Origin of the sequence: Enterobacter cloacae complex sp. IR5412, from assembly GCF_049237385.1 — a bacterium.
Classification (GTDB): Bacteria; Pseudomonadota; Gammaproteobacteria; order Enterobacterales; family Enterobacteriaceae; genus Enterobacter; species Enterobacter intestinihominis.
In genome coordinates this window covers 31,018-55,362 of the sequence record NZ_JBMKHQ010000011.1, presented here as the reverse complement: position 1 = coordinate 55,362, position 24,345 = coordinate 31,018, and the positions used below count along the sequence as shown (strand labels likewise).

General features: G+C 54.5%; 23 protein-coding genes. 10 read left to right on the top strand and 13 right to left on the bottom strand.

Features of this window, described 5'->3' with window-relative positions; translation table 11 throughout:
- Positions 1–4: 4 nt before the first annotated feature.
- Positions 5–319: a PTS sugar transporter subunit IIB gene (locus ACOTX2_RS18115; protein ID WP_003861034.1), complete on the bottom strand. Its 315-nt coding sequence runs from the start codon at positions 317–319 to the stop codon at positions 5–7.
- Between the two features lie 293 nt (positions 320–612).
- Between ACOTX2_RS18115 and ACOTX2_RS18110 the strand changes: the two genes are divergently transcribed.
- Complete coding sequence (locus ACOTX2_RS18110) at positions 613–1,563, top strand: LacI family DNA-binding transcriptional regulator (RefSeq protein WP_022646566.1); 951 nt, start codon at positions 613–615, stop codon at positions 1,561–1,563.
- 50 nt (positions 1,564–1,613) lie between these two features.
- On the opposite strand, the gene ACOTX2_RS18105 is transcribed toward ACOTX2_RS18110, so the two are convergent.
- From ACOTX2_RS18105 to ACOTX2_RS18085, 5 genes are all read right to left on the bottom strand, one after another.
- Positions 1,614–1,910: a YicS family protein gene (locus ACOTX2_RS18105; RefSeq protein ID WP_022646567.1), complete on the bottom strand. Its 297-nt coding sequence runs from the start codon at positions 1,908–1,910 to the stop codon at positions 1,614–1,616.
- Positions 1,911–2,030: 120 nt separating this feature from the next.
- Entirely contained in the window at positions 2,031–3,395 is a 1,365-nt protein-coding gene (locus tag ACOTX2_RS18100) for an efflux transporter outer membrane subunit (protein WP_023298975.1), read from the bottom strand.
- Positions 3,395–6,505 (bottom strand): efflux RND transporter permease subunit, encoded by a 3,111-nt coding sequence (locus ACOTX2_RS18095; RefSeq protein WP_063148194.1) that lies wholly within the window; start codon positions 6,503–6,505, stop codon positions 3,395–3,397. The genes ACOTX2_RS18100 and ACOTX2_RS18095 overlap by 1 nt, the downstream gene beginning before the upstream one ends.
- Positions 6,505–7,626 carry an efflux RND transporter periplasmic adaptor subunit gene (locus ACOTX2_RS18090; protein ID WP_038414997.1) on the bottom strand — a complete coding sequence of 374 codons (1,122 nt, stop codon included), beginning with the start codon at positions 7,624–7,626 and terminating at the stop codon, positions 6,505–6,507. Before ACOTX2_RS18090 ends, ACOTX2_RS18095 begins: the two co-directional genes overlap by 1 nt.
- A 146-nt stretch (positions 7,627–7,772) precedes the next feature.
- Positions 7,773–8,342, bottom strand: coding sequence for a TetR/AcrR family transcriptional regulator (locus ACOTX2_RS18085; protein WP_058677105.1), 570 nt, complete (start codon positions 8,340–8,342; stop codon positions 7,773–7,775).
- Between the two features lie 185 nt (positions 8,343–8,527).
- Between ACOTX2_RS18085 and ACOTX2_RS18080 the strand changes: the two genes are divergently transcribed.
- Complete coding sequence (locus ACOTX2_RS18080; RefSeq protein WP_022646571.1) at positions 8,528–8,947, top strand: GNAT family N-acetyltransferase; 420 nt, start codon at positions 8,528–8,530, stop codon at positions 8,945–8,947.
- Here the strand turns inward: ACOTX2_RS18080 and ACOTX2_RS18075 are convergent.
- Positions 8,944–9,591, bottom strand: a complete 648-nt coding sequence (locus tag ACOTX2_RS18075; RefSeq protein WP_032622106.1) for a TetR/AcrR family transcriptional regulator — start codon at positions 9,589–9,591, stop codon at positions 8,944–8,946. The two genes, ACOTX2_RS18080 and ACOTX2_RS18075, sit on opposite strands and share 4 nt — an antisense overlap.
- Positions 9,592–9,669: 78 nt before the next feature.
- Between ACOTX2_RS18075 and ACOTX2_RS18070 the strand changes: the two genes are divergently transcribed.
- Positions 9,670–11,169 carry an MDR family MFS transporter gene (locus ACOTX2_RS18070; protein WP_032670895.1) on the top strand — a complete coding sequence of 500 codons (1,500 nt, stop codon included), beginning with the start codon at positions 9,670–9,672 and terminating at the stop codon, positions 11,167–11,169.
- A gap of 229 nt (positions 11,170–11,398) precedes the next feature.
- Entirely contained in the window at positions 11,399–12,199 is an 801-nt protein-coding gene (gene nlpA, locus ACOTX2_RS18065) for a lipoprotein NlpA (protein ID WP_058677108.1), read from the top strand.
- An 18-nt stretch (positions 12,200–12,217) separates the two neighbouring features.
- Here nlpA and ACOTX2_RS18060 read toward each other — a convergent pair whose 3' ends face one another.
- Both ACOTX2_RS18060 and ACOTX2_RS18055 read right to left on the bottom strand, forming a co-directional pair.
- On the bottom strand, positions 12,218–12,898 hold the full coding sequence (locus tag ACOTX2_RS18060) for an EAL domain-containing protein (protein WP_063148192.1): 681 nt from the start codon (positions 12,896–12,898) through the stop codon (positions 12,218–12,220).
- A 76-nt stretch (positions 12,899–12,974) separates the two neighbouring features.
- Positions 12,975–13,595, bottom strand: a complete 621-nt coding sequence (locus ACOTX2_RS18055; RefSeq protein ID WP_015570093.1) for a LuxR C-terminal-related transcriptional regulator — start codon at positions 13,593–13,595, stop codon at positions 12,975–12,977.
- A 569-nt stretch (positions 13,596–14,164) separates the two neighbouring features.
- Between ACOTX2_RS18055 and ACOTX2_RS18050 the strand changes: the two genes are divergently transcribed.
- Positions 14,165–14,800: a LuxR C-terminal-related transcriptional regulator gene (locus ACOTX2_RS18050; RefSeq protein ID WP_032622107.1), complete on the top strand. Its 636-nt coding sequence runs from the start codon at positions 14,165–14,167 to the stop codon at positions 14,798–14,800.
- Positions 14,801–14,806: 6 nt separating this feature from the next.
- On the opposite strand, the gene ACOTX2_RS18045 is transcribed toward ACOTX2_RS18050, so the two are convergent.
- From ACOTX2_RS18045 to ACOTX2_RS18030, 4 genes are read right to left on the bottom strand one after another with little or no spacing between them, the layout of a single operon-like run.
- Positions 14,807–15,871, bottom strand: coding sequence for a fimbrial protein (locus ACOTX2_RS18045; protein ID WP_063148191.1), 1,065 nt, complete (start codon positions 15,869–15,871; stop codon positions 14,807–14,809).
- A gap of 15 nt (positions 15,872–15,886) precedes the next feature.
- Entirely contained in the window at positions 15,887–18,379 is a 2,493-nt protein-coding gene (locus ACOTX2_RS18040) for a fimbria/pilus outer membrane usher protein (protein WP_063148190.1), read from the bottom strand.
- Positions 18,380–18,394: 15 nt separating this feature from the next.
- Positions 18,395–19,087: a fimbrial biogenesis chaperone gene (locus ACOTX2_RS18035; RefSeq protein WP_001223973.1), complete on the bottom strand. Its 693-nt coding sequence runs from the start codon at positions 19,085–19,087 to the stop codon at positions 18,395–18,397.
- Between the two features lie 52 nt (positions 19,088–19,139).
- Positions 19,140–19,724 carry a fimbrial protein gene (locus ACOTX2_RS18030; protein WP_022646579.1) on the bottom strand — a complete coding sequence of 195 codons (585 nt, stop codon included), beginning with the start codon at positions 19,722–19,724 and terminating at the stop codon, positions 19,140–19,142.
- Between the two features lie 374 nt (positions 19,725–20,098).
- On the opposite strand from ACOTX2_RS18030, the gene ACOTX2_RS18025 reads away from it, so the two are divergent.
- The 5 genes from ACOTX2_RS18025 to ACOTX2_RS18005 form a co-directional block, all read left to right on the top strand.
- Positions 20,099–20,911, top strand: a complete 813-nt coding sequence (locus ACOTX2_RS18025; RefSeq protein WP_022646580.1) for a winged helix-turn-helix domain-containing protein — start codon at positions 20,099–20,101, stop codon at positions 20,909–20,911.
- 18 nt (positions 20,912–20,929) lie between these two features.
- Entirely contained in the window at positions 20,930–21,400 is a 471-nt protein-coding gene (locus ACOTX2_RS18020) for a hypothetical protein (RefSeq protein WP_022646581.1), read from the top strand.
- Positions 21,401–21,627: 227 nt separating this feature from the next.
- Positions 21,628–22,251 (top strand): common pilus major fimbrillin subunit EcpA, encoded by a 624-nt coding sequence (locus ACOTX2_RS18015; RefSeq protein ID WP_003860995.1) that lies wholly within the window; start codon positions 21,628–21,630, stop codon positions 22,249–22,251.
- Positions 22,252–22,296: 45 nt separating this feature from the next.
- Complete coding sequence (locus ACOTX2_RS18010) at positions 22,297–22,974, top strand: fimbria/pilus periplasmic chaperone (protein WP_022646582.1); 678 nt, start codon at positions 22,297–22,299, stop codon at positions 22,972–22,974.
- Between the two features lie 6 nt (positions 22,975–22,980).
- Positions 22,981–24,345: TcfC E-set like domain-containing protein (locus ACOTX2_RS18005; RefSeq protein WP_421625954.1), on the top strand; the 1,365-nt coding region annotated here is incomplete at its 3' end.

Below are 24,345 nucleotides of genomic sequence, written 5' to 3'. Positions count from 1 at the left end.
CCTTTTAGTGTGCCGCTTCGATGAGCGACAGAGCATAGTCCAGTACTTTATCGCCACGCTGCATGCCGTAATCCATCATGTCGATGGGCTGCACCGGTATGCCTTGCGTCGCTGCCTTGTCTGAGAGTGTCTTTAACATGTATTTCACTTGCGGTCCGAGAAGCACCACCTGATAGTGCGGAAACTGCGTATCAAATTCGGATACGCCATACGCATCTATCTTCACGGGCAAGCCCCGTTCTTTTGCTACATCGATCATTTTGCTGACCAGCAGGCTGGTGGACATCCCGGCAGAGCAGCACAGCATAATCTTGAACATCGACGACCATCCTCAAAATGTAAAAAGTTATTGCGATGATGATTGGACATGATACGGAAACCGGTTTCCATTCATAAAAGACAGAAGTGTGACAACCATCAATATCCACTACTTATGACGCTAATTAACCGGATGTGGGTCACATATTTTGGCTGTTTTGACATCAAATTGAGTGGAAACGGAAAATCGGTTTCCATGGAAAACGGAAACGGATATACTCCGTTCTGGCTATAATGTGAGCCGTAGCGGTGATGGAAATTACAGACGCCAGTTGCGTCTGACAGGGGAGAGAGATGTCTACAATCAACGATGTATCGCGTCTGGCCGGGGTGTCCAAAGCCACGGTATCACGGGTGTTGAGCGGGTCGCGTGGCGTTAAAGAAGCCAGCCGACAGGCTGTTCTGAGAGCGGTGGATGAGCTGAACTATCGTCCGAACGTGATCGCCCAGTCGCTGCTCAGCCAGTCGACGGGCTGCATTGGGGTGATTTGCGCGCAGGAGAACATTAACCAGACCACCGGTTACCTGTACGCGCTGGAAAAACACCTCAGCCAGCATCAAAAACATCTGCTGCTGCGTTTCGCACACACGAAAACAGAAGTGATGAACGCCCTTGAAGAACTCTCCTGCGGCTTATGTGATGACATTCTGGTGATTGGCGCGCGTTTCCCGCTGGACGTGGACATGGACAACGTCATTCTGGTCGACTGTATGGAAGCCGATAACGCCAACAGCATTCAGTTCGATCACGCGTTCGCGGCTGAAACGGCCTGCAACTATCTCACCAGCCAGGGGCGTCGCCAGATAGCACTGATCCACCCGCACGGCAGCGGCTTTGCCGATCAGGTGCTGCTGGGTTACAAACATGCGCTGGAGAAAAACTTCCTGCCCTTTAATCGCAACCTCGTGTTTATGGACGCGACTTCATCGTCCGTTGCGCTTCAGGAATTACTCAACAACGCGTCCACGCTGAACTTCAACGCGCTGCTGGTGGCAGACGAGCAGGAAGCCCAGCGGGTGATCCCGCAGTTACAGGCGTTTAATAAATCGGTACCGGAAGACATCATGGTCTTCAGCCTCGGCGGTTCGCTGCATCTTCCGGGTATTCCGGTGATCCCGGCCATTGAGTATTCCATGGACGCCATGGCGGCGCGCATCGTGAGCTGGCTGACGGCGAAAACGCAGATGCTGGGGTCGTACGTGCTGCGCGGGGATTTGATTATTCCGGATGTGCGGAAGCGTTAAACATGTGATGTAGGCCGGGTAAGGCGCAGCCGCCACCCGGCGCTCAACCCTCAGTAATCTTCCATACAATCCACCTGACTTACTGCATCCCAGTAGGCGTCCAGGTTGTCACGCTTCACGGCGGTGATGGCATTTTTGATCAGCAGCTGATTGGCCTCAGACGACAAAATCATCGCCTGCCAGGCCTTATCGCTCTGCTTTTTCTGCGGGGTACAGGTTTTCTTCACATCTTTCAGGACCTGCTGTTTTATCTGGGCCTCTTTCTCCGGAGCGCTCTTCTCCAGCGCGTGAACAAACGCAGCGAAAATCAGGCAAACGAGCAGGCAAACCAGGTGTGCAGATTTCATTGAGACCTCCGGTAAAGTCATAGGCTTTCCCTGAAATGTATCGTTACATTCAGGCAGGCGATTCCAGCCGAAAGTATGAATTTACTTTTCACCTGGTATGAGAATCGCCCTCTCAGGCCGTTACTGAACCCCTCCACCCAGCGATTGCCACAGCGTGATGCGGTTTTCCAGGTCGGTTTGCTGCAAGGCAATCAGTGATTCCTGTGCTGACCACAGCGATCGCTGCGCGGTGAGCACCGTCAGATAATCGCCCGCGCCAGCCTTGTAACTGCGCGTCGCCACATCCAGCGTTTTTTGCTCCGCCGCCACGTATTCACGCTGGGCATCAAGCTGTTCGCTCAACGTTTCGCGCCGCGCCAGCGCGTCGGCCACGTCCTTAAACGCGCTCTGGATGGTCTTCTCATAGGTGGCGATTAGCCCCTTCTTCTCCGCTTCCGCATAGCGCAGCTGCGCCATATTGTTGCCCCCGCTAAACAGCGGCAGGGTGATGGACGGCGCGAACGACCAGACCTTCATGCCGTGGCTGAACAGGGATGACAGCGAATCGCTGCCGACGCCCGCGCTGGCGGTCAGTGAAATGGTCGGGAAGAAGTTGGCGCGTGCCGCGCCGATGTTGGCGTTAGCGCTCAGCAGGTTATGTTCCGCCTCCTGAATGTCCGGGCGACGCAGCAGCGCGCTGGAGCTGACGCCCGCCGGGATCAGCGTGATGGCGTTATCGCTCAGGCTCTCCAGCGTGCCGGGCAGCAGGTTCTCGGGCACCGTATCGCCCGCCAGCAGGTTAAGGGCGTTTTTGTCCTGCATCACCAGCGTCTGGTAGCTCGCCACGCTGGCGCGCGCCTGCTGGTAAACCGCCATCGCTTCACTGACGTCCGTGGCCGCTGCCACACCTACTTCCTGCTGACGTTTGACGATTTTGAGCGAGTTCGCGGCGCTCTCCAGGGTGGATTTCGCCAGCGCCAGATTGCTGTTATCCGCCGCCAGCGTCACCCAGGCCGTGGTCAGCTCGCTGACCATTGTCAGGCGCGTGTTCTGCGCGGTGAACTCGCTGGCAAGCCAGGTTTCACGCGCGGCGCGCGACAGGCTCTGGTTGCGGCCAAACAGATCCAGTTCGAAGCTGGAGACCGTGCCGTTGGCTTCGTCGCTCGTCGCGACGCCGCTCGCCAGCGTGCGGCTGCGGGTGTGGCTCAGTTCCGCGTCCACCGTCGGGAACAGGGACGAGCGCGTTTCGCCATACTGGGCACGGGCAGCGTCGATATCCGCAATCGCTTTTTGCACGTCGCGGTTGCTGTTGAGCGCCATCGTCACCACGCTTTTCAGTCGCGCATCATTCATCACCTGCTGCCACTGGTTCACCACGGCGCTGGCTTCGCCGTGCGCGCCGGGCAGTGTGGCCGGAACGGGCGCGTCCGGGCGCTGATACGTGGGATCTAATGACACACAGCCTGCGCTCAGCAGTGCTAACGCTAAAACAGTTACACGAAACATTATGACCTCCGGTTTGCGTGCTTACCGGAGAACAGACGTTTCACCAGTACAAAGAATAAAGGAACAAAGAAGATGGCCAGCAGCGTCGCGGCCAGCGTCCCGCCGATAATGCCTGTACCGATCGCCACGCGGCTGTTGGCCCCGGCGCCGGTGGCAATCGCCAGCGGCGTCACGCCTGCGATAAACGCCAGCGAGGTCATGATGATCGGACGCAGACGCGTCTGGGCGGCCCGCAGGGCGGCGCGCGTCAGTGAGTAGCCTTCGGCCACTTTGGCTTCGGCAAACTCGACAATCAGAATGGCGTTCTTCGACGACAGACCGATGGTGGTCAGCAGCGCCACCTGGAAATAGACATCGTTGCTCAGGCCGCGCAGGGAGGCGGCAATGGCCGCGCCCAGCACCCCAAGCGGGATCACGAGGATCACCGAAATGGGCACCGACCAGCTCTCATACAGTGCCGCCAGGCACAGGAACACCACGAGGATGGAGAGGGCATAAAGGCTCATCGCCTGACCGCTCGCCAGTTTTTCCTGCAACGACAAACCGCTCCACGCCCAGGTGCTGCCGGACGGCAGGTTATTCGCCAGCTGCTCCATTTTGCTCATCGCCGTACCGGAGCTGGCGCCGCTGGCGTTCTCGCCCTGAATTTCATACGCCGCCGAGCCGTTGTAGCGCACCAGGCTTTCCGGGCCATACTCCCAGCGGGTAGTGGCGAAGGCGGAGAATGGGGTCATAGTGCTGTCGCTGCCGCGCACATACCATTTGTTGAGATCCGACGGTACCGCGCGATAGTCGCTGTCGCCCTGGATGTAGACCTTTTTCACGCGGCCACGGTCAATGAAGTCGTTCACGTAGGTGCCGCCCCAGGCGCTGGACAGGGTGTCGGTGACGTCGCTCAGGGAGAGCCCCAGCGACACGGCTTTGTTGTTATCGATATCCACCTGAAGCTGCGGCATCTGCGGCAGATCGTTGGCGCGCACGGCGTGCAGCGAGCTGTCCTGATTCGCTTCGCCAATCAGCTGGTTACGCAGTTTCAGCAGCGCGTCGCGGTCGGTGCCGCCGCTCGCCATCAGCTCAAAGGTAAAGCCGTTGCTCTGGCCCAGACCGTCCACTGCCGGCGGTGTCATCGCAAAGATGGTGGCATCGCGGATGGCGCTCAGCTCCTGCGTGGCGCGCAGGGCAATGGCCTGCGCGGTGTTTTCCTCGCCTTTACGCTCTGACCAGTTTTTCAGGGAGACGAACGCCATCCCGGCGTTCTGGCCGCTGCCGCTGAAGCTGAAACCTTCGACGGTAAAGATCACGTCGGTATTGGCTTTCTCTTTGGTGAGGAACCACTCGCGTACCTGGCGGCTTACCTCTGCGGTACGCACCGCGGTTGCACCGGCAGGGAGGGTGTACTGCACCATGATTTCACCCTGGTCTTCGGTTGGCAGGAAGCTGCCCGGCAGTTTCAGCATGGCGAACCCCATCGCGCCGCAGAGCAGGGCGAAGATCACCAGCATGCCGCCGGAACGGCGCAGGGCGCGCAGAACCTTATTCTGATAGCCGTGCTCGGTCTTACTGTAGAAGCGGTTAAACGCGCCGAAGAAGCCCTTTTTGTGCGGAGCGGTGTGATTCAGGATCGAGCCGCACAACGCGGGCGTCAGGGTCAGCGCCACCACCACGGAGAGGAACATCGCTGAAATAATGGTGACCGAGAACTGACGGTAAATGACCCCGGTAGAGCCGCCGAAGAAGGCCATCGGCAGGAATACCGCAGAGAGCACCAGCGCAATGGCGATCAGCGCGCCGGAAATTTCGCCCATCGATTTTTCGGTCGCTTCCCGGGCGGGCAGCCCTTCGTCTCGCATAATACGCTCGACGTTTTCCACCACCACGATGGCGTCATCCACCAACAGTCCTATCGCCAGCACCATGGCAAACAGCGTCAGGGTGTTGATGGAGTAACCGAACAGCGCCAGCACGCCGAAGGTGCCCAGCAGCACCACCGGCACCGCCAGCGCCGGGATCAGCGTCGCGCGGATGTTTTGCAGAAACAGGTACATCACCACCACCACGAGGATAATGGCTTCGAACAGGGTCTGAATCACGTCCTCAACGGAGATCTTGATGAACTCGGTGCTGTCTTTCGGGTAGGCCACGTCGTAGCCTTCCGGCATCGAATTTTTGAACTCGGCGATCTTGTCTTTTACCGCCGTGGCGGTGTTAAGCGCGTTGGCGCCCGGCGAGAGCATCACCGCCATACCCGCCGCCGGGTGGCCGTTCAGCTTCGCGGTGGCGGTGTAATCTTCGCTGCCCATCTCCACGCGCGCGACGTCGCTGATGCGCACCACCGCACCGTTGGACTGGCTCTTGACGATGATTTTTTTGAACTCATCGACCGTTTGCAGACGCGACTGAGCGCGAACGGTGGCGGTCAGCTGTTGGGCGTTCGACGAGGGCAGCGCGCCGATTTTACCGGCGGAGACCTGCACGTTCTGCGCTTCAATCGCGCTCTGCACGTCGGAGGGCATCAGCGAGTACGACGCCAGCTTAGCCGGGTCGAGCCAGATGCGCATCGCGTATTCTGCACCGAACACCTGCAGGCTGCCGACGCCATCCACGCGCGCCAGCGGATCCTGCATATTACTCACCAGCCAGTCGGCAATATCCGAGCTGCTGGCGGTGTCGGTTTTGTCATACACGCCCATGATCAGCAGGAAGTTGCTCTGGGATTTTTCGACGGTGATCCCGGACTGCTGCACCTCGGTCGGCAGGCGTGATTCCGCCTGCTGGACTTTGTTCTGCACCTGTACCTGAGCGGTGTCCGGATCGGTTCCCTGTTCAAACGTGACGTTGATGCTCACCGAACCGTCCGAGCTGCTGGTGGAGGTGAAGTAGAGCAGGTTATCCAGCCCGGTGAGCTGCTGCTCGATCACCTGCGTCACGCTGTTCTCCAGCGTTTGTGCGGAGGCGCCGGTGTAGGTGGCGGATATTTTGATCGACGGCGGGGCAACGTCCGGGTACTGCGCAACGGGCAGCGTGCGGATCGCCAGTATCCCGGCGAGCATGATGAGAATGGCGATAACCCAGGCAAAGACCGGGCGACGCACGAAGAAACGGGAAAACATCAGGCGTTTCCTCCGTTGGTTTTCATCTCTTCAGCTTTCACTTCCTGCCCGGCGGTGACTTTGTCGGTGCCTTCCACAATCAGCTTATCGCCCGCCTTCAGGCCATTCAGCACCAGCCATTTATCGCCGTAGGTGTCGCCCGTTTCCAGCTGACGCTGCTCGACCTTGTTGCTGGCGTTCACCACCAGCGCGGTGGCGGTACCTTTGGCGTCGCGGGTGATGCCCTGCTGCGGCGCGAGGATCGCGTCATTCATGATGCCTTCATCCACTCGGGCGCGGACGAACATGCCCGGCAGAAGCTGATGCTGCGGGTTCGGGAAGACAGCGCGCAGGGTGACTGAGCCGGTAGACTCATCCACCGCCACTTCGGTTAACGCCAGATGGCCTTTTTCGCTGTAGCTGCTGCCGTCTTCGAGGATCAACGACACGTTCAGCGTATCGCTGTTGCTGGCGAGGGTTTGCTTGCGTAATCGCAGCAGATCGGCGCTGGAACGGGTTAAATCGACGTACATACTGTCCAGCCCGCGAATAGTGGCCAGCGCGGTATCCTGCTGGGCGGTCACCAGCGCGCCGGGGGTCACAGAGGAGATGCCGATACGTCCGGCAATCGGCGCGGTGACGGTGGTCCAGTTGAGGTTAATGCGGGCACTTTCCAGCGCGGCTTTCTTTGACTCGACGCTGGCCTTGTCCTGCGCGCAGGTGGACTTCGCGTCTTCCGCATCCTGACGTGATACGCCGTCGTCCTTCACCAGCTGCGCATAGCGCCGGGCTTTCTGGCAGTCGGCCTGCACCAGCGCCTGCGCCTGTTTTAGTGCGGCGGCAGCTTCATCATAAGCGGCGCGGTAGCTGGAAGGATCGATCTGATACAGCGCCTGCCCGGCCTTGACCGTATCGCCTTCGGTGAAGAGCCGTTTCTGAATAATGCCGCCCACCTGAGGGCGCACTTCGGCGCTCATCGCGGCGGCGGTGCGGCCGGTCAGCTCGCTGACCACGGACACCGGCTGGCTCATGAGTGTGACAATCCCCACTTCCGGAAGAGGACGCTGGGGAGCAGATGTTTGCGCATTATCGCACCCTGTCAGGAGGAGTAATGCTGCGATGGAGGTTGTTATGGTTTTCATAATCTTTTTCCAGGGTGAACGAAGCCTGCCCTGTTAATCGCTTATCAGGGAGGAGGGCTAATTAAAAGCACAGCGATCCCGCATCTCTGGCAGAGCCAGAAATGAAAAAGGGAAATTACTTATTTCCGCTAATTATTCACATGCGATTACTTCGCAGAGAAAAGCATATTTAAAATATTCTTGTATATGGGCTCTAATTGTTCTGACGGTACTTTTAAAGGCGTGAGTCGACGGTAAATCGTGCCTTCGATCATCACGGCGGTAATCTCCACGCAGCAGCGAATATGCTCATCGCTCAGGTGGGGGAACTGCTTTTTCAGGTGCTCACAGGCGTTGGCGAACATGCGGGCTTCGGCTTCGATCAGCATGTTTGCCACCAGCGGATTACGTGTGGCCTCTGCGGACATTTCGAGCATTAGCGCGTCATCATCTTCGTTCAGCGTCTGGCGCCAGGCAAGCGCCTGCGGCATCCCTTCAACCAGGGTTTTGCCCTGCATCTCCTCAATACGTGAGTCGATAATGCGCCGGATCATCTCTTCAATGATCGCGTCTTTGTTACTGAAATAGCGATAGATTTGTCCGACGCTGAGCCTGGCTTCGCTGGCGATCTGCGACATGCTGGCAGCGTGAAATCCACTGGCGCGAAAGCAGCGGCGCGCGGCGGTGATGATTTCGTCCTGCCGTAGTTTTTGTCGTTCTTCCAGCTTTGTGCTCATCGTCGGCTACCGTAAAAAGTGAGAATGATCGTTCTCATTATACGTTTTCGGAGCCTATTGGAAAGGTTTTTTTTATTTACATATTGAATGAATATTTCCTTGTTTAAACAATGGAGGAAATAAGGAGTTTTTATGAAGGTTAAGCTGTGAGATATTCAGATTGCGCTGAAAATAAGGAGAGATTTATGCACCTGAGCATTACAGATAAAGTCACGGCTGAAGAAAAAGAAGAATTATTAACGGGGCTAAGAGCCTATAACGCGCAGTATTTAGATCTGGCGACGTTTAGTGGCGATATTGGCGTATATGTGCGGGACGACAACGGCGTCATGCTGGGCGGGTTAATCGGCGTACGTAAAGGCGACTGGCTGAATATCGACTTTCTGTGGGTCAGCGACAGGGTGCGGGGAACGGGCGTCGGCAGCCAGCTGATCAAAACGGCTGAAGAGGAGGCCCGTCGTAAAGGGTGTCGTCACGCGCTGGTGGATACGGTCAGCTTCCAGGCGCGTCCGTTCTATGAAAAACAGGGTTATCAGGTGCAGATGTCCTTACAGGATTACCCTTATCAGGGAATGCAGAGACACTATCTGACCAGGGATCTTTAACCACCGATCCCGTTGCCGATCACGGCTAACACGTGGCGCACAACGATCTCCGGCGAGAGGGCATTAAGCCTCTCGTCATTGCGCATGCGAGAGAACGGCACCAGCACCAGGCTCAGCAGCGTCGTGAACAGCAGTTCGGGGGCCAGCGCCGGATTCAGCTTTCCTTCCTGCTGCCAGCCTTTGATGGTTGCCAGCGTGGTGTGATATTTCTCATCGCCAAAGCGCTCCTGCAAATGCGTACGCAGTACCGGCATCTCGCCGATCACCTCCTGCATCCACAGCGGGGCAAACCAGCGATACTTTTCCGCCAGTTCGGCCAGCACCCTGACCATTTCCGTCAGGGCATCCACCGGCGAATCCCGGTTGTCGGCGAAAATCGCCCCGATCCGCTCGCGTAACGGCAGGAAGCGCTCCTCAATCATCGCATCCAGTAACTGTTCTCTGGAGTTGAAGTAGTAGTGCAGCATGGCGGGCGTCACGCCGGCTTCGCGGGCAATAGCGTTCAACGACGTATTGGCGATCCCCTGGCGGGAGAAGAGGTTCAGGGCGATGTCCAGCAGCTGTTCGCGGCTGGCGGTAACGCGCTTGCCGCCGCGCGGACGTCCGGGGCGGCGGGGTTCAGAATTGTCTTTTAGTGCTGGCACGGTCACGCTGTCTCTTGATCTTATCCATAACTTACCTGAATATTAATTATTCGATTAATTAATTTCAAGCGATCTCTTATGGAGTCTGACGTAATGACTCAACCTGCGAAAAAGGTGCCGTCGATTAAGCTGCTGTTCAGCGCACTCCTGCTGGTGATGCTGCTGTCGGCGCTGGATCAGACCATTGTCTCCACCGCGCTGCCGACCATCGTTGGTGAGCTGGGCGGGCTGGATAAGCTCTCCTGGGTGGTGACAGCCTATATCCTCAGTTCGACCATCGTGGTGCCGCTGTATGGCAAATTCGGCGATCTGTTTGGCCGTAAAATCGTCCTGCAAATCGCAATAGTGCTTTTCCTGGTGGGCTCTGCGCTGTGTGGCCTGGCGCAGAACATGACCCAGCTGGTGCTGATGCGCGCCCTGCAAGGGCTGGGGGGCGGCGGCCTGATGGTGATCAGCATGGCCGCCGTGGCGGACGTGATCCCGCCTGCCGATCGGGGTCGCTATCAGGGGCTGTTTGGCGGCGTGTTTGGCCTGGCGACGGTGATAGGCCCGCTGATCGGCGGGTTTATCGTTCAGCATGCATCCTGGCGCTGGATTTTCTACATCAACCTGCCGCTGGGGCTGTTTGCGCTGCTGGTGATTGGCGCGGTATTCCACGGCAGCGCGCGGCGCAGCAAGCATGAGATTGATTACCTGGGGGCGATTTACCTCAGCATGGCGCTGCTGTGCATCATTCTGTTTACCACCGAGGGCGGTACGATCCGCCAATGGAACGACCCGCAGCTGTGGTGCATTCTGGCCTTCGGCCTGACGGGGATCGCCGGGTTTATTTACGAAGAGCGGCTGGCGTGGGAGCCGATTATCCCGCTGTCGCTCTTCCGCGACCGCAGCTTCCTGCTCTGTAGCCTGATTGGCTTTATCATCGGCATGTCCCTGTTTGGCTCGGTAACGTTCCTGCCGCTCTATTTACAGGTGGTGAAAGACGCCACGCCAACGCAGGCCGGCTTGCAGCTGATCCCCCTGATGGGCGGGCTGTTGCTCACCTCCATCATCAGCGGGCGCATCATCAGCCGCACCGGGAAATACCGTCTGTTCCCGATCCTCGGCACGCTGCTCGGCGTGGTGGGGATGGTGTTACTGACGCGCATTTCAATCACCTCCCCAACCTGGCAGCTGTACCTGTTTACCGGCGTGCTGGGCATGGGGCTGGGACTGGTGATGCAGGTGCTGGTGCTGGCGGTGCAGAACAGCGTGTCAGCCGATCAATACGGCGTAGCGACCTCTGGGGTGACGCTGTTCCGTTCCATTGGCGGGGCGATTGGCGTTGCGCTGTTTGGCGCGGTGTTCACCCATATTCTGCAATCAGGGCTGATCGACAGGCTGCCGGAAGGGGCGGAACTGCCGCGCGAACTTAATCCCGTTGCCATTCACCATCTGCCTGATGCCCTGCGTCTGGACTATCTGGATGCGTTCGGCTCGGCTATCCATGCGGTGTTTATGCTGGCGGCGGGGATTATGGTGCTGGCGTTTGTGCTGTCGTGGTTTTTGCGCGAAGCGCCGCTGCGTCGGCAGGCGTGAGGTTAGCGGTTCTGCTTGCGCCTGGACTACCGTAGCCTGATGCCCATCGCCCGGTGGCGCTACGCTTACCGGGCCTACACTTCGCCCGTTACGTAGGCCGGGTAAGCGCAGCGCCACCCGGCAACAGGCCGCATATAACTTAACCGTCTTACTGATTCCTTTTCGTTTTTTAGCCTGCCGTCTCGTTGTCGATATAGTCTTCAAAACCACTGTCGAAAGGAACTGTCTCGTGAAATTTCAGTTGAGTGCTCTGGTGCTCGCGGCCCTGCTGCTGGCAGGTTGCGATCAAGGCGGCAATGATGCCAAACACATTAAAGTCGGCGTGATTAATGGCGCTGAGCAGGACGTGGCGGAAGTCGCCAAAAAGGTGGCAAAGGAGAAATACGGTCTGGATGTTGAGCTGGTGGGCTTTAGCGGCTCGCTGCTACCCAACGATGCCACCAACCAGGGCGAACTGGACGCCAACGTCTTCCAGCATCGCCCGTTCCTTGCACAAGATAACAAGGCGCACAATTACACGCTGGTCGCCGTGGCCAATACCTTCGTCTTCCCGATGGCGGGTTACTCCCGAAAGATTAAATCGGTGTCTGAGCTGAAGGATGGCGCAACCATTGCGATTCCAAACGATCCCACCAACCTCGGCCGCGCGCTGTTGCTGCTGCAAAAAGAGAAGCTGATTACCCTTAAACCGGATGTGGGCCTGCTGCCGACGGCGCTGGATATTACCGCGAACCCGAAAAACTTACAGATTATGGAGCTGGAAGGGGCGCAGCTGCCGCGCGTGCTGGACGATCCGAAAGTGGATGTGGCCATCATCAGTACCACCTATCTTCAGCAAACGGGGCTGTCTCCGGTACATGACAGCGTCTTTATTGAGGACAAAAACTCGCCTTACGTGAATATAGTAGTCACGCGTGAAGACAACAAAGACGCCGAAAACGTGAAGGAATTTATCCAGTCCTATCAGTCGCCGGAAGTGGCGAAAGCGGCAGAGACCCTTTTTAACGGCGGTGCGGTGCCGGGCTGGTAAGCCACGGTAAGCTGGCCCTCACAGCGTTACGCGGGCATCGGTGCGGCTTTCGGGCCACAGAAAACCCTGGCCAGACTGTGCGCCAGACGCGCGGGCGCGCGCCAGATCCCGCGAATTCTCGATGCCTTCGATAAGAATTGATTGCGCGATACCTGCCCTGACCTCCTGCACAAACGGGGCAAGCGGCGCGCGCTCGCGCAGCGCTGAGCGGTCAATTTTTACCCCATCCAGCGGCAGCGCAAGCCGCGCGAACGCCTCAGCCAACTCCCGGGTTAAATCGTCCAGCCAGATTTGCCATCCCGCCTCTTTTAACCGAACAAGCGTGGCATGAAGACGATGTTGCTCAGCCTTACGCAGCCGTGTGATGGTGAGAGGATCCTGAATTTCAATCGTTAACCGCTGCTGATGGCGTAACGCCAGCAACAACCGGATAGCGCGTTCGTCGAGAAGGTGCTCTGCCGGAAGGTTTAGCCAGTAAGCGTCCCGGGCGGGTATCTGTAACAGGGTGTTGGCCTGCCAGAAGAAGATTTGCAGCGCGCTGCGCGAAGGCAGAGAAGCAAACAATATCTCCAGATTGACGTTATGGATCTCCACGAGAACTTCATGCGCGAACATCTGGCCCGAATGAAGATCGACAAGCGGCTGGAATCGCAGCCCTGAGATACGTTGCAACAGGGGAGAGGGAAGAACGGTATACATGGAACAGCCTTCAGGAAATGAAAAAAAGGTTCCCGCGGACACGGGAACAAAAGGCAAACGACACACGGTCAAATTCTTAATTCAGGATCCAGCGAATGCTCTGGTAAAACGAGGGGCCACGCACGGCCTTAAGCTTGTTCATGGCGTTGTTTTTATAAAAGTAAACCAGCCTGACGTTACACCCCAGCTGACGGGCGATTTGCTTGGTTTTGAGATTACAGGAATAGCCGCGCAATACGCTGGCCTCCTCGCTGGACAGCCTCGCCGGGGTGCGTAAGCGGGTAGTCATGCCTACGTTGTAACGACCAGACTCTTGCGGCGTCTGGCTCATCAGTATTTGCCACAGCGCTTTGATATCCCCCAGGGAGACTCTTTTGCTGATTACCCCATCAACATGTTTGAATTTCAAATAGCCGGCGGATAACGAATAGATATAGATCTTCGCCGTCACTTGTTTCTGTTTAATACAGAGAATGTCGTCATTCGTCGTCACCCGGAAATGACGCGTATTCAACGGATCATAAATGATGATATCAAAGAGTTGTTCACTCATAGCAAGTTCTTCGATATGGGTAAACCCATGGAAAATAACGTCGTGTTTTTCATCAGGCTCACGCTTTCCGAGCGATTGCAGGCCAATCATCGTGAATTCGCAGCTGTCAACAACGGCAACGTGAATTGTTTTTTTATTTTGCATTGGCATTCTCCTTTCGCTGAGTAAACAGTCCATATAAGAGAAAATGGCGGTTCGCACTCTCTTATTAAAAGAATGGCGAGCACTTTTTAAATAACGCGATGCGATGGCATCAATGTAAGCCAATACAAACCGTCGAGTAAAGCTGATGCCAATTATTAGAGGAAGATAAAATTGAAAAATGGTTTTAATGATATATGCAATTGTTTTAATCTTCTAATAATATTCATGCCAGATTTTTATTCTGTGAATGGGCGGTTAATAAGCATCAGAAGGTTGATTGATGGGGTTTATCCACCGTTTTTTCAGTGGCTTACTGCTATTCCTGAAAGAAAAATTGTGATCGCGGCAGGGTTATCGACAAGGCTTTATCTGCAAGAGGAAACGGCATGCAGAATAAAATAGAATTTTTTCTATAAATTTAATGTCCTTGTTCAGATTTTTAAGCCTGAGAAGGATAAAATCCTGGCGTGAAGAGGTTGTGAGTGATGAGTACATAAACTATTATCATTTTCCTCCGGTCACGAGAATTTAGAAAAGACATGAATAATACTGAACGTATCGTAAAGGTAATGGTGTTTTACAAAATAAATATATTTAAAGAGATAATATTCCGGGCGCTCCATGATCTTTTACCCGATTACGTACTGAACATTACTCAGGTCGATTCCACTGAACAGGCGCTGGCGGCGGTCGCGGATAATAACGTGGATGTTTTCTTCACTGAATTTAATTATCTGCTTAATCATAAAGAGTGGAGTGCGGAGGTCAGCAGCCGTTTTACATCTTTATGTAAAACCCATCACGTCAGGCGTGTTCTGTTGGTGCCCGAGCTGCCTTACGGGCTGTTAAAAAAAGTTCTGGAGATGAAATTTGAATTAACCATCAGTCAGCAGGATGAATTGACTGAACTGAAAAAGGAATTACCCGCGTTGCTCATGGCAGACGGGCAAACACCGTCGATCTCTTCGTGGCTCAGGCGGGTAATGCGGTCCGGTTCCCGGGCGCGCTCCATCCTCTCGGCCAGAGAGTGGGAGGTGCTCCATCTTATCGTGGAAGGATTTTCAACGACGGAGATTGCCCGTCATCGAAACCGTTCGGTCAGTACCATTGCGACGCAGAAGCACAATGCGATGAAAAAGCTGAATCTTTCCAACCACAGCGAACTGATTAAGTATGTGCAAGCGGTTGGAAAGATGGAGAAATAGCTCACATCAGGGATAGATAATATTCAGCGTAGCCGATGTATTGATCTTACCCTGGCTAACCTGGGCGGGCGCCCACACGTAATAGTACGCCGCCATCGGAAGGGTGAAATGTTCGTCCAGCGCCGCGCCAGCCGCCACGCTGAAAATCATCGTGGCGTTGCCACGGCTGGTGGTTGAGGAAGAGAAGGTCACCGGCGTTTGCGGGGCGTCACGTTTTATCAGGCGTAGCCCCACGCCCTGCGCCGCGCTACTGCTGCTGTCGATCAGCACCGAGCTGTCGGTTGAGAGCAGCTGCGTGCTGGACAGAAACATCTCAATTGCCCGATCGGAATTGCCGTTAACCCCGACGTTCTGACAGCTCATGTTCAGTGAAAAAGGCGTCAGCCCCGGCTGTGAGGATGCACTGAGCTGGGGAATGCCGAGCGTCGGCAGCGCTACGGTCAGCCCCGCATTATCAAAGGAACAGGTAGTCAGTTTTGGCGCGTATTTGATGATCATCGGCTGACCAAACATATCCCGGTTGTCGTAAGGCCACTTGAACCCGCTGAATAACCACTGCGCTATCTTGATGACCTGATTGATTGGCCAGGTGATGATTTCCCAGAAGGATAACCCACTCATGTCGCTGACGAACAGAACGTCGCTCATGTTCGCTGTATCCCCCGTCAGGGTGGTGCCGCTCTGGTTAACGAGGGTGAAGCGAACCGTAAACGGTGTGTTCAGCTCAGACGCCGTATGGCTACCGCTGGCAGTCAGGGTTTTATTGGCCGGGGGATTGGTGATCTCCGCCCGCACCATATACTTGTTATTGCTGAATCCGAGGATGGTCGCGTATTTGCTGTCGGTCGAGAGGATCGGCGTGTAAGAAAATTCACTGTTACCCGTCGTACAGTTGAATGAGCCGCTGTACTGGGTGCTGAAGCTGCCGGTCCATGTGGGCGTGGCCGGGCTCAGCTTATCCGATAAATCAATGGTAATCGGTGTGCCATAAACGATGCTGCTGCCGGAGCAGGTGGCATAGCTCATCCCACTAATACTGGAGAGGAGCAGGAATATGAATGATCGTAACATTTTGATAATCCGTAATTAATGGCAAACCGATGAGAGGCTGTTCAGCCCCCAGGCTGGGGCGGAGATTTCGCACTTCCCGCCGCGGAGATGCACGTTGAGCGCGCGTGGCGGCTGTTCAGCGCGGATATACAGTACGCTGGCCTGGCCGACATACCCGACAGATTCACCGTGTTCATCCAGCACTTCGGTACCAAAGGGCAGCGGTTTGCCGTCGGCACGCGTCGCATGAAGTACCCATGACTGGCGTTTGTCGGTTTCGAAGCGGATATAGCTCACCGCCCCGTCGTAAGGGGCCACGTTAGCCATGTTGCCGATCACCTCCGCGCCAGCGCTGTTTTCCGTTTGCGATAACGTAATGGCGTTTTTGCGATACGGGGTGGCGTAAGGCACCAGCGCCACGCCATCGCGGTTCGTCATAATGCTTTCATCGCCGTTCACCATCAGTCCCTCCGCTTTTGGCGCATCGACGATAGTCATGGTTGTGCCGGTTTCGTTTGAGGCGAGAACGTGCCACGGGTAGGCCACCAGGCTTCCCCGTCCGCTGAGCCCGGTCTGGCGGTAGTCGGAGGATTCGCTGTAAGAGCCACCGAGTGTCGCGAAGTTCGAACGGTACGCGGCGTTAACGCTTGCCGCATTTTTACCCCCCCGCACATTACTGCCGGAGAGGGTGTAGCTCAGGCGGTTCGACGCCAGCGCGTTCCCGCTCATGCTGATATTGCTCTGCTCGTAATGCGAATCGCTGGCCGTCAGGCTGGAGGTGATCCAGGCATTATTATCAAACAGCGAGAACGGCAGGCTGAGGGAGAGGTAAAGGCGCGTCTCTTCTTCACTGTCCCTGTTCCTTACCCGGCTGGCCGACAGGGTATAGCTGGCGCGGCCGATGGCGTTGGAATAGCCCATCTGGTATTCGCGCGTGGTTTGCTGTGAGTTCCAGTAATCGCGCTGTGTGCCGGAGACAAATACCGTGCCCCAGTTATTGAGCAGGCGCTGATTAAGGTTAAGCGTAAAGGTATTCTTGGGCTGCGCCGCGCGCAGGGCATCCCAGGTGCTTAGCGACATGTCGGGCGCAACGCCAAACCGATCTTCATAGTCGTCGTACTGCGCTCTCAGGCGCTGATACCCTTCGCGCGAATAGAGCGCGTCGCTGAAGCTGTAATAGCCTTTAGTGGAATAGCGATAGGCCGCCAGGGTGAAGTTGGTGGCGGTGGTATCGATAAATTTGCTGTACGACACGCGATAACTCTGACCGCTGCTGGTGCGATCCTGTAGGGTGGTTTTGGCGTGGGTGACATCAAACGAGACCGCGCCAAACGGAAGGTTCCACCCGGTACCGACAAGCCCGGCCTGGTAGTTATCGCTAATAATCGTCCCGGTATACCCGGTGATGAGGTTATTAAACCCGTAGCGCAGCGTGGCCTGCATGAATGCGGGTTCGGCATCGAGCGTGTTCTGGTGCACTTTACCCGCCACCACGCTGTACTGACTCACCCCTTCTTTTAGCATCCCGGGCACGGCGGAAAACGGCACCGTGAAGGACTGCTGTGAACCGTCCGCTTCACGCACCACCACCAGCAAATCGCCCGCGGAGCCGGTAGGCTGAATGCTGTCGAGGGTAAACTGGCCCGGCGGTACGTTCTCCTGATAGATCACGTTGCCATTCTGGATAACTTTCACCAGGGCGTTCGTCCGTGCCACGCCGTGAACCACCGGTGAAAAACCCTGCTGTGAATTTGGGCGCATCTTCATGTCCGACGCCAGCGACACGCCGCGCACGCGCAGGGAATCAAACAGATCGCCAGGAATATAAAAGTCACCCAGCGTCAGGTTGGATTTCAGCGAGGCCAGGGGACGGCGCAGGTAGCGGGTATTATTCTGCCAGCTACTCTCTCCGCTGGCCGTTTTCCGCCAGGCGCTGCTGTCGCGAAACTGCCAGCCGAACAGGTTGGCGCCGGAATCCAGCCCGGCATAAAAATCATCATTTGTGTCTTTCGCAGCGCCTTTTGCGTGGGTGTTATACCAGGTCGTGTTCCACGAGAGCATCAGCGCCGGGATCCCCTCATCCCAAAACTGGGGGGCAATGTAACCTTCTTCAGTACGCAGCACGGCCGCCTGCGGAACGGTAAGCGCCAGACTCAGGGTGCTGGTATCGGTTTTGACTTCACCGCCCTGAACCAGATCGCGCAGCTGCACCTGCCCGTGCACAATGGCGGGCGCAGGCACGGACGTGGTGTTGATGTCAAGCGACCGGGCATCTTTCCAGGCAAGGCGGATGTCGTCACGCTGCTCGCCGTAGATGACGGTATAACGTCCCTTCCAGCTGCCGTTTACGTAGATATCCATCTCCTGATTGCCGGCAGGCATGGCGTTGTTTTCGGAAAAGCGAGACAGATCGGACTCACCGGATGCGCCAGCAAGCAGGGAGGGATCAAACGAGACGGCCCCTGATTTATGCGAAAGCAGAAGCGTGCAGACTGCCAGCAGACAGAGTCTGTTTTGTTTCATTTTCATGGTGAGTCTTTCCGATCACTGACTGGTGAAAGTCCGGGTTTTATACGCGCCAAGATCGTCCACATACATCAGCTGGAAGGTCTGTCCGCGCTTAACCGTATTTTTTGCGGCGACCGTCAGCTGCCCAAACGGGGAAACCATCGGGGACTCCTGGAGCAATTTCGTTTTACCCAGCGAAATATTGGCGACCGTAATATGGAACGGACTGTTATTTGTAATGCGAAAGCGATCGCCTTCGGCGGCGAGCGTCAGTTTCGCCACCGCGTCATCCAGCGTGCCTTTCAGCGCAGCGGGCCGGTAAAAAAGTTTGATACGGGATTTAATCGCCAGCTGAACGGTATTCTGATTTTGCAGATTTTCAGGTCTGGGCGGAATGTCGAGGACATTCAGGAAAAAGACGGATTCGCGATCCGCAGGCAAGCTGGACGGCAGCTTTTTAATACGAAGCTGTTGGCCATTATGTTCGTTAACTTTTATCACCGGCGGCGACAGCAGAAACGGCACATTGGCTGTTTCCGGCGTGGAATTAATATCACCGTCATCTATCCAGGATTGCACCAGAGCGGGCGCATCGCCCGTATTCATTAACTGGACGATCACCTCTTTGTTATTTTCAGGATAAAGGACACGGGTGCCATTAATGACAATATTGGCCCATGAGTGACCGGTGCTTAGCAGTAAGCCTGCCAGCAAAATTGCCTTGCGCATGATTGCAACCTTAAATACAGGCTCTGCGAAAACAGAGCCTGAATAATCATTATTACAGGTAGGAAATGGTATACGTTACGTTGGAGCTTAACTCGCCCACGGTGGCGGCAGCGGCGTTCGTTTTATAGTAATAAACATCCAGCGTCAGCGTCTCGGAATCTGGCGCGGTCGCTGTACCCATAATATCCGTAGTGTAAGGCTGGTTCAGGGTAATTGGCGTAGACGAACCTGGCTCCACTAACGCAAAACCGACATTACGTGCCACACTGGCATCGCTTTCGTTCACGCTGTTATTCAGCAGGTATTTACCGTCAGTGGAAATATTATCCGCGCTGGAGAAATACACTTTCAGCGGGGTACCGGTTGTTCCGGCTGCTGGTGAACAACCTGAGAAGGTCAGCGCAATAGATTTTTTATTCTTAGTGATCAGGCCAACCGTGGTGCCTGCATCTTTTACCGAAATAGGGGAAAGCGCAACGGTAAAGTCCGCGCTTTTACCGCCGTTAATGGTACAGGTTGTATCGGTAATAGCGCCGGTAAAGTTAATGATACCACCCGCTGAATTGTCTGCGGCAACTGCGCTGGTAGAAGCAATAGCGGCGGCCAGCAGTGATACGGTCATGATCGATTTGAACATGATAAACTCCATGAAGATTTGTGTTATTTAAAATGAATGTTAATCGGCTACACATGTCCCTGATGTACCGGCTAGACGCATGGCGACTCGGGAGAATGCTTTGACGATATTATGTTGCACTAAAAAAGTACATAACAAAACATTATTCCAACAACTTCTAAAGTTTAAGATTATAATCTTGCGAGTTAGTTTTTTTTAATGTTTTAACCTAAATGCGTTAGTTCGAATATTTTTATTAATGATTTAATAATTGTTAATTAATGAAGCTTTATGAATTCATCTCTCAATTAATATCACGCGACTTGACCACACAAACTTTAGACTTATTATTGCCTGGCAAATGCACATAATTTTAACAATGGCGTAATAATAATATGAAGTATCTCATTGATCTTACAATGCTTTATGAAGTCGACACCGGTATGATCATGATTAATGGAGAGGAAGAGTCATCCATTAAGTTATCTAACCAGGCGGGTCGTCTGCTTTATGAACTTATCATCAATAATGGTAAAACTCTCGACAGAGACGACCTGATAAAGAAGGTCTGGGAGGATCATGGTTTCTCTGGTTCTTCGGTAAGTCTGAATGTTGCCATAAGTGAAATCAGAAAAGCATTTCGTACTTTAGGATGCGATCCTTTACTGATAAAAACGATACGTGGCAAGGGATTTAGCCTTGCCGCGCATATTGAACATCACACGGTCAGGCCGCCGGTCGTTTCAACGCTTAGTGAGCAATCTGCCTCTGAAGCATTCGATACGCTAGCGCATAAGAAAGATGCCGATCCGCCTAAACAATTAATATCGCTGCACAGACTCTTTATTTCTCTTTGCACGTTATTACTGATTACCGTTATCGGCACCGCTGTTTTACTGTTGCACCAAAGGGATTCCTATGCCGAGAGCCTGAAAGATTCTGATATGCATCTGCTCGGTAAAGTGGACCGGTGTACGGTATACCTGATCGATAAGAATATGTATCAGCCGCGACAGCACTACTTTAATCACGTAAAAGAGGTCATTGCCAGTCAACATATCGACTGTCAACACCAGGTTGCAGATGCTTACTATTCCAGGTTTAAAAAGTCGCAGATAGAAAATTATTTCCTGGCCATCTGTTATCAGCAGGACAGTATCGACGATTATAAGAACTGCATTTCTTACAGAAGCCTGACCGGGAGTTAAAATATGTCAAGGACTAAAATGAGTGTACTGTTCAGTATCGTACTGGCGCTGTCTGCCATCGCGTTGTTGTGGATCTATTTTACCAGAACGCAGGATGAGGGGTTTGGCTGCCAGTCAGATACCATTTCCTGGAAAACCTATTCCACGGGTGAGTTAACCGATATGTCGCTAACCACGCTTTTCCTGTTTAACAACAAAGATGTTGTGACGGTTATTCATAAAGGCGTACTCAAGAAAGAGGGCAAAAGCTACCTGATTGACAGAAATTACACGCTCAGCGTGGAAAAAGTCGACGGAAGCAATATCTTTTATATTAAGGATAAAAAGCTGAATAAATCTGAAGATGATGCGGCGCCGGATGGCGTTGTAAACGAAATGTTACTTGATAATATCAACTTCTTCTATATTACCCGCGTTAAACCGCACGCCTGGTTAATTAAGGGGCTGGTTTTGCCTGTAATGATGTGTGTGGCTGTTCCGACGTCCTGATATTTCTCTTTACTGAAAAATCGATATTTATCTATTGCTCGGGAAATTGAGTGATTTACTCAATACGTAACAATAAGATACGAGAAATTTATTTATATTTTTATTGTTATTCTCCGGCGAGTGAATTTTTCTGTATTGCCTCGTTATTTTGCGGCTGTCTATACTCCGCCTCGAAAAAGGGGCTCCCCTTTTTATACACGTGGATTCTTTTTTGAAGGACTAAATAAATGAACAAACTGAACGCTATCGTTCTGGGCTCCCTGTTGTCTGTTTCTGCCCTGAGCGCAGTTAATGCAGCAGAAACGACGGCTTCTGCCACCTGGCAGGCAACCGCGACCAAAGACAGCGAATCCGACCTGGTTGTTACGCCAACGCGTGCTTTGAACTTCGTTTACAGCGCCAATACCAAATCTTTCAACACCGATACCGGTCTGTTTGATGTGGCTATCCGTGGCGATCACTCTACGGCGACCAGCTTCAAACTCGAAGCTATCCTCGACGATTCAAACAACACGCTGTTCAGCGTGGGCGGTGAAGCGACCAAGCTGAAAGTGGGTGCGCGTTGGGGCGGTAACGACCTGGGCTCTATTGGTGGCACCGTGGGGGCGAAATCAACCGCATGGACCACGCTGGTTGATTCTTCTTCTAACACCGGCGTCTCTTCTGGCCTGTGGAACCTGACCACCAGCGCAGGCGCGGCGGCAGATACCGAAATTACCGGCCAGGACAAATTCGTCTTCTACGTTGACTCCGCTCAGGACAACGCGGGTACTGCGAAAGAGTTCAAAGACCTGACCAACAGCCTGTGGGAAGGGACCGTATCTGTTGCGTTCCGCGCAACCTGGGGCTAAGGCCTGATCGATCCAGGGGCGCAAGCCCCTGTTTAGGGAAATAGCATGTTTAACCTCAAATCCGCCTTCTTATTTTTATTATTTATCTCTTCCTCCGCGCTGGCCATTAATGTGGGAAAAGTCACCACCATTATTCCTGCGGATGCTGACTCCACCGCCAAGGAAATAAAAAACGAAGCAGACAGCGTGCGTATTGTTTCTGTTCGCGCACAGCGGATCAGTAGCCCAATGGATGAAGGGATCGTCATTAATCCGGAGAAAGTGGACGAACTGTTGCTGACGCCCACGCGCATGGTAATGCCCGCCGGTACCAGCAATATTGTCAAATTTTACTATCACGGGAACGCCGATAACAAAGAGCGTTACTACCGCATTACCTTCACGGATGAAGGGGTGAGCGAAGAGGTGGACAGCGGTTCACCAAAAAACGGTACCGGGATGACGCGCGCGGTGGTGAGCACCATTCTGGTGGTTCAGCCCCGTGATAAGAAGATCGACTTCGTCTATGTGGCGGGAAAAATAACAAATAAAGGGAACACCGCTTTTCGCGTCAATGCGACCGGAACCTGCCTGAAGCCGAATCCGGAATCACCGACTACGCCGTGTACCAAAAACTTCTACCTGATGCCGGATACCTCGCGCGCTATCGAGGATATCAACGTGACGGATAACCATTTTCATCTCGGAATATGGGACCTGAAACAGTTCATACCTGTTAAGTAAGGATGCATGGTGAAAAATAAATTAGTGTTGCCGGTGATGATGGCTTGCGCATCCGGCACGCTGCCCGCGCTTGCGCATGCAGCCTCAAGCTCCGTGGTTATCGCTAATTACCGTTTTCCCGACTCGCTTTATGCACTGCTGGAGCAGGGGATCAAAATTCCCGTCTATCTGGTGAATACGCGTCCACACTCAGCACAACAAGGAAACCACGAAGGCACGGCGAGCGAATATGTTCGTATCGGTGACGTGACGCTCTTTGCAAAAGATCTGAAGCTGGGGCTGAGGGACGTTCAGGTCCAGGAGTCTGATAACGGCATTCGTCTGTCAAAAGAGATGAGAACGTTATTGCAGAGCATTAACGACAAGCAGTTTGATGACCAGATGCGCATTCCGGTAAGTACGGGTTCGGCGTTCGAGCTGGATCAGAAAAAAATGCGCCTGTTGCTGAATCTGTCGCAGAGCGACTACGGGGTGAATATTCGCCCGCGTGAGGTGGACATTGATGCGCCGGAGTCTGACGACCTGAGCGGCACGTTCTCCTACAACCTCGGGGCGTATCACACCGAGAGCGGCTACGGTGACAGCTGGTCGTCGGGTTATCTGAACGCAAGAAACTGGATCTCAATGGGCGTTGATCATGTGCTGATCGACGGCTCTGGCTACGTCAACGAGAGCAGCAGCGATACCCAGATGAACGCGGTTATGTGGGAGCGCGACTATCAGGGGATGCGCTACGCCGCGGGCATGCTGAACGGCTGGGCGATGCAGTCTTTGGCGAGCGTCAGCGGGATTTCCGGCGGTGAAGTCTACGGCGTTTCCATGGGCAACCAGGCCAACTCCCGTAAGCGCGATAACACGCTCTCTCTGACGCCGGTGGTGGTCTATTTCCCCACGGCGGGCGAGGCCCGTATTCGCCGTGACGGGCAGCTTATCGGGATTCAGCGCTTTGACGTCGGCAACCATGAAATTGACACCAGCAGCCTGCCCTACGGGATCTACAGCATCGAAGTTGAGGTGGTGAGCGGAAGCCGCACCGTGTCGCGTAGCATGTACACCGTGAATAAGCCGTTCTCCAGCAACGTGTCGGAAACGCTGCGCTGGCAGATGTGGGGCGGGATGTATAGCCGCGATAAATCCGTCGTCAATTATAAAAAATACGCGAAACACAAAAACGAGCAGGACAACACCTACTACTACGATTACGACACCAAACATAAAGACACCATGTCGCTGGTGGGGGCCTCGTTCAGCAAGCGCAGCGGGATGGTCGACTGGAACGCCTCCACCTACATGATGCGGGAACACATCGTCAGCGAGCTGTGGGCCTCCCTGAACCTGACGGGCTATTTCTCGGTGAATACCCAGACCATG

Bases quoted from the DNA above. Each gene is read 5' to 3' on its own strand.
- ACOTX2_RS18115 (WP_003861034.1), bottom strand. From the start codon at position 319: ATGTTCAAGATTATGCTGTGCTGCTCTGCCGGGATGTCCACCAGCCTG.
- ACOTX2_RS18110 (WP_022646566.1), top strand. From the start codon at position 613: ATGTCTACAATCAACGATGTATCGCGTCTGGCCGGGGTGTCCAAAGCC.
- ACOTX2_RS18105 (WP_022646567.1), bottom strand. From the start codon at position 1,910: ATGAAATCTGCACACCTGGTTTGCCTGCTCGTTTGCCTGATTTTCGCT.
- ACOTX2_RS18100 (WP_023298975.1), bottom strand. From the start codon at position 3,395: ATGTTTCGTGTAACTGTTTTAGCGTTAGCACTGCTGAGCGCAGGCTGT.
- ACOTX2_RS18095 (WP_063148194.1), bottom strand. From the start codon at position 6,505: ATGTTTTCCCGTTTCTTCGTGCGTCGCCCGGTCTTTGCCTGGGTTATC.
- ACOTX2_RS18090 (WP_038414997.1), bottom strand. From the start codon at position 7,626: ATGAAAACCATAACAACCTCCATCGCAGCATTACTCCTCCTGACAGGG.
- ACOTX2_RS18085 (WP_058677105.1), bottom strand. From the start codon at position 8,342: ATGAGCACAAAGCTGGAAGAACGACAAAAACTACGGCAGGACGAAATC.
- ACOTX2_RS18080 (WP_022646571.1), top strand. From the start codon at position 8,528: ATGCACCTGAGCATTACAGATAAAGTCACGGCTGAAGAAAAAGAAGAA.
- ACOTX2_RS18070 (WP_032670895.1), top strand. From the start codon at position 9,670: ATGGAGTCTGACGTAATGACTCAACCTGCGAAAAAGGTGCCGTCGATT.
- ACOTX2_RS18060 (WP_063148192.1), bottom strand. From the start codon at position 12,898: ATGTATACCGTTCTTCCCTCTCCCCTGTTGCAACGTATCTCAGGGCTG.
- ACOTX2_RS18055 (WP_015570093.1), bottom strand. From the start codon at position 13,595: ATGCAAAATAAAAAAACAATTCACGTTGCCGTTGTTGACAGCTGCGAA.
- ACOTX2_RS18050 (WP_032622107.1), top strand. From the start codon at position 14,165: ATGGTGTTTTACAAAATAAATATATTTAAAGAGATAATATTCCGGGCG.
- ACOTX2_RS18045 (WP_063148191.1), bottom strand. From the start codon at position 15,871: ATGTTACGATCATTCATATTCCTGCTCCTCTCCAGTATTAGTGGGATG.
- ACOTX2_RS18040 (WP_063148190.1), bottom strand. From the start codon at position 18,379: ATGAAAATGAAACAAAACAGACTCTGTCTGCTGGCAGTCTGCACGCTT.
- ACOTX2_RS18035 (WP_001223973.1), bottom strand. From the start codon at position 19,087: ATGCGCAAGGCAATTTTGCTGGCAGGCTTACTGCTAAGCACCGGTCAC.
- ACOTX2_RS18030 (WP_022646579.1), bottom strand. From the start codon at position 19,724: ATGTTCAAATCGATCATGACCGTATCACTGCTGGCCGCCGCTATTGCT.
- ACOTX2_RS18025 (WP_022646580.1), top strand. From the start codon at position 20,099: ATGAAGTATCTCATTGATCTTACAATGCTTTATGAAGTCGACACCGGT.
- ACOTX2_RS18020 (WP_022646581.1), top strand. From the start codon at position 20,930: ATGAGTGTACTGTTCAGTATCGTACTGGCGCTGTCTGCCATCGCGTTG.
- ACOTX2_RS18015 (WP_003860995.1), top strand. From the start codon at position 21,628: ATGAACAAACTGAACGCTATCGTTCTGGGCTCCCTGTTGTCTGTTTCT.
- ACOTX2_RS18010 (WP_022646582.1), top strand. From the start codon at position 22,297: ATGTTTAACCTCAAATCCGCCTTCTTATTTTTATTATTTATCTCTTCC.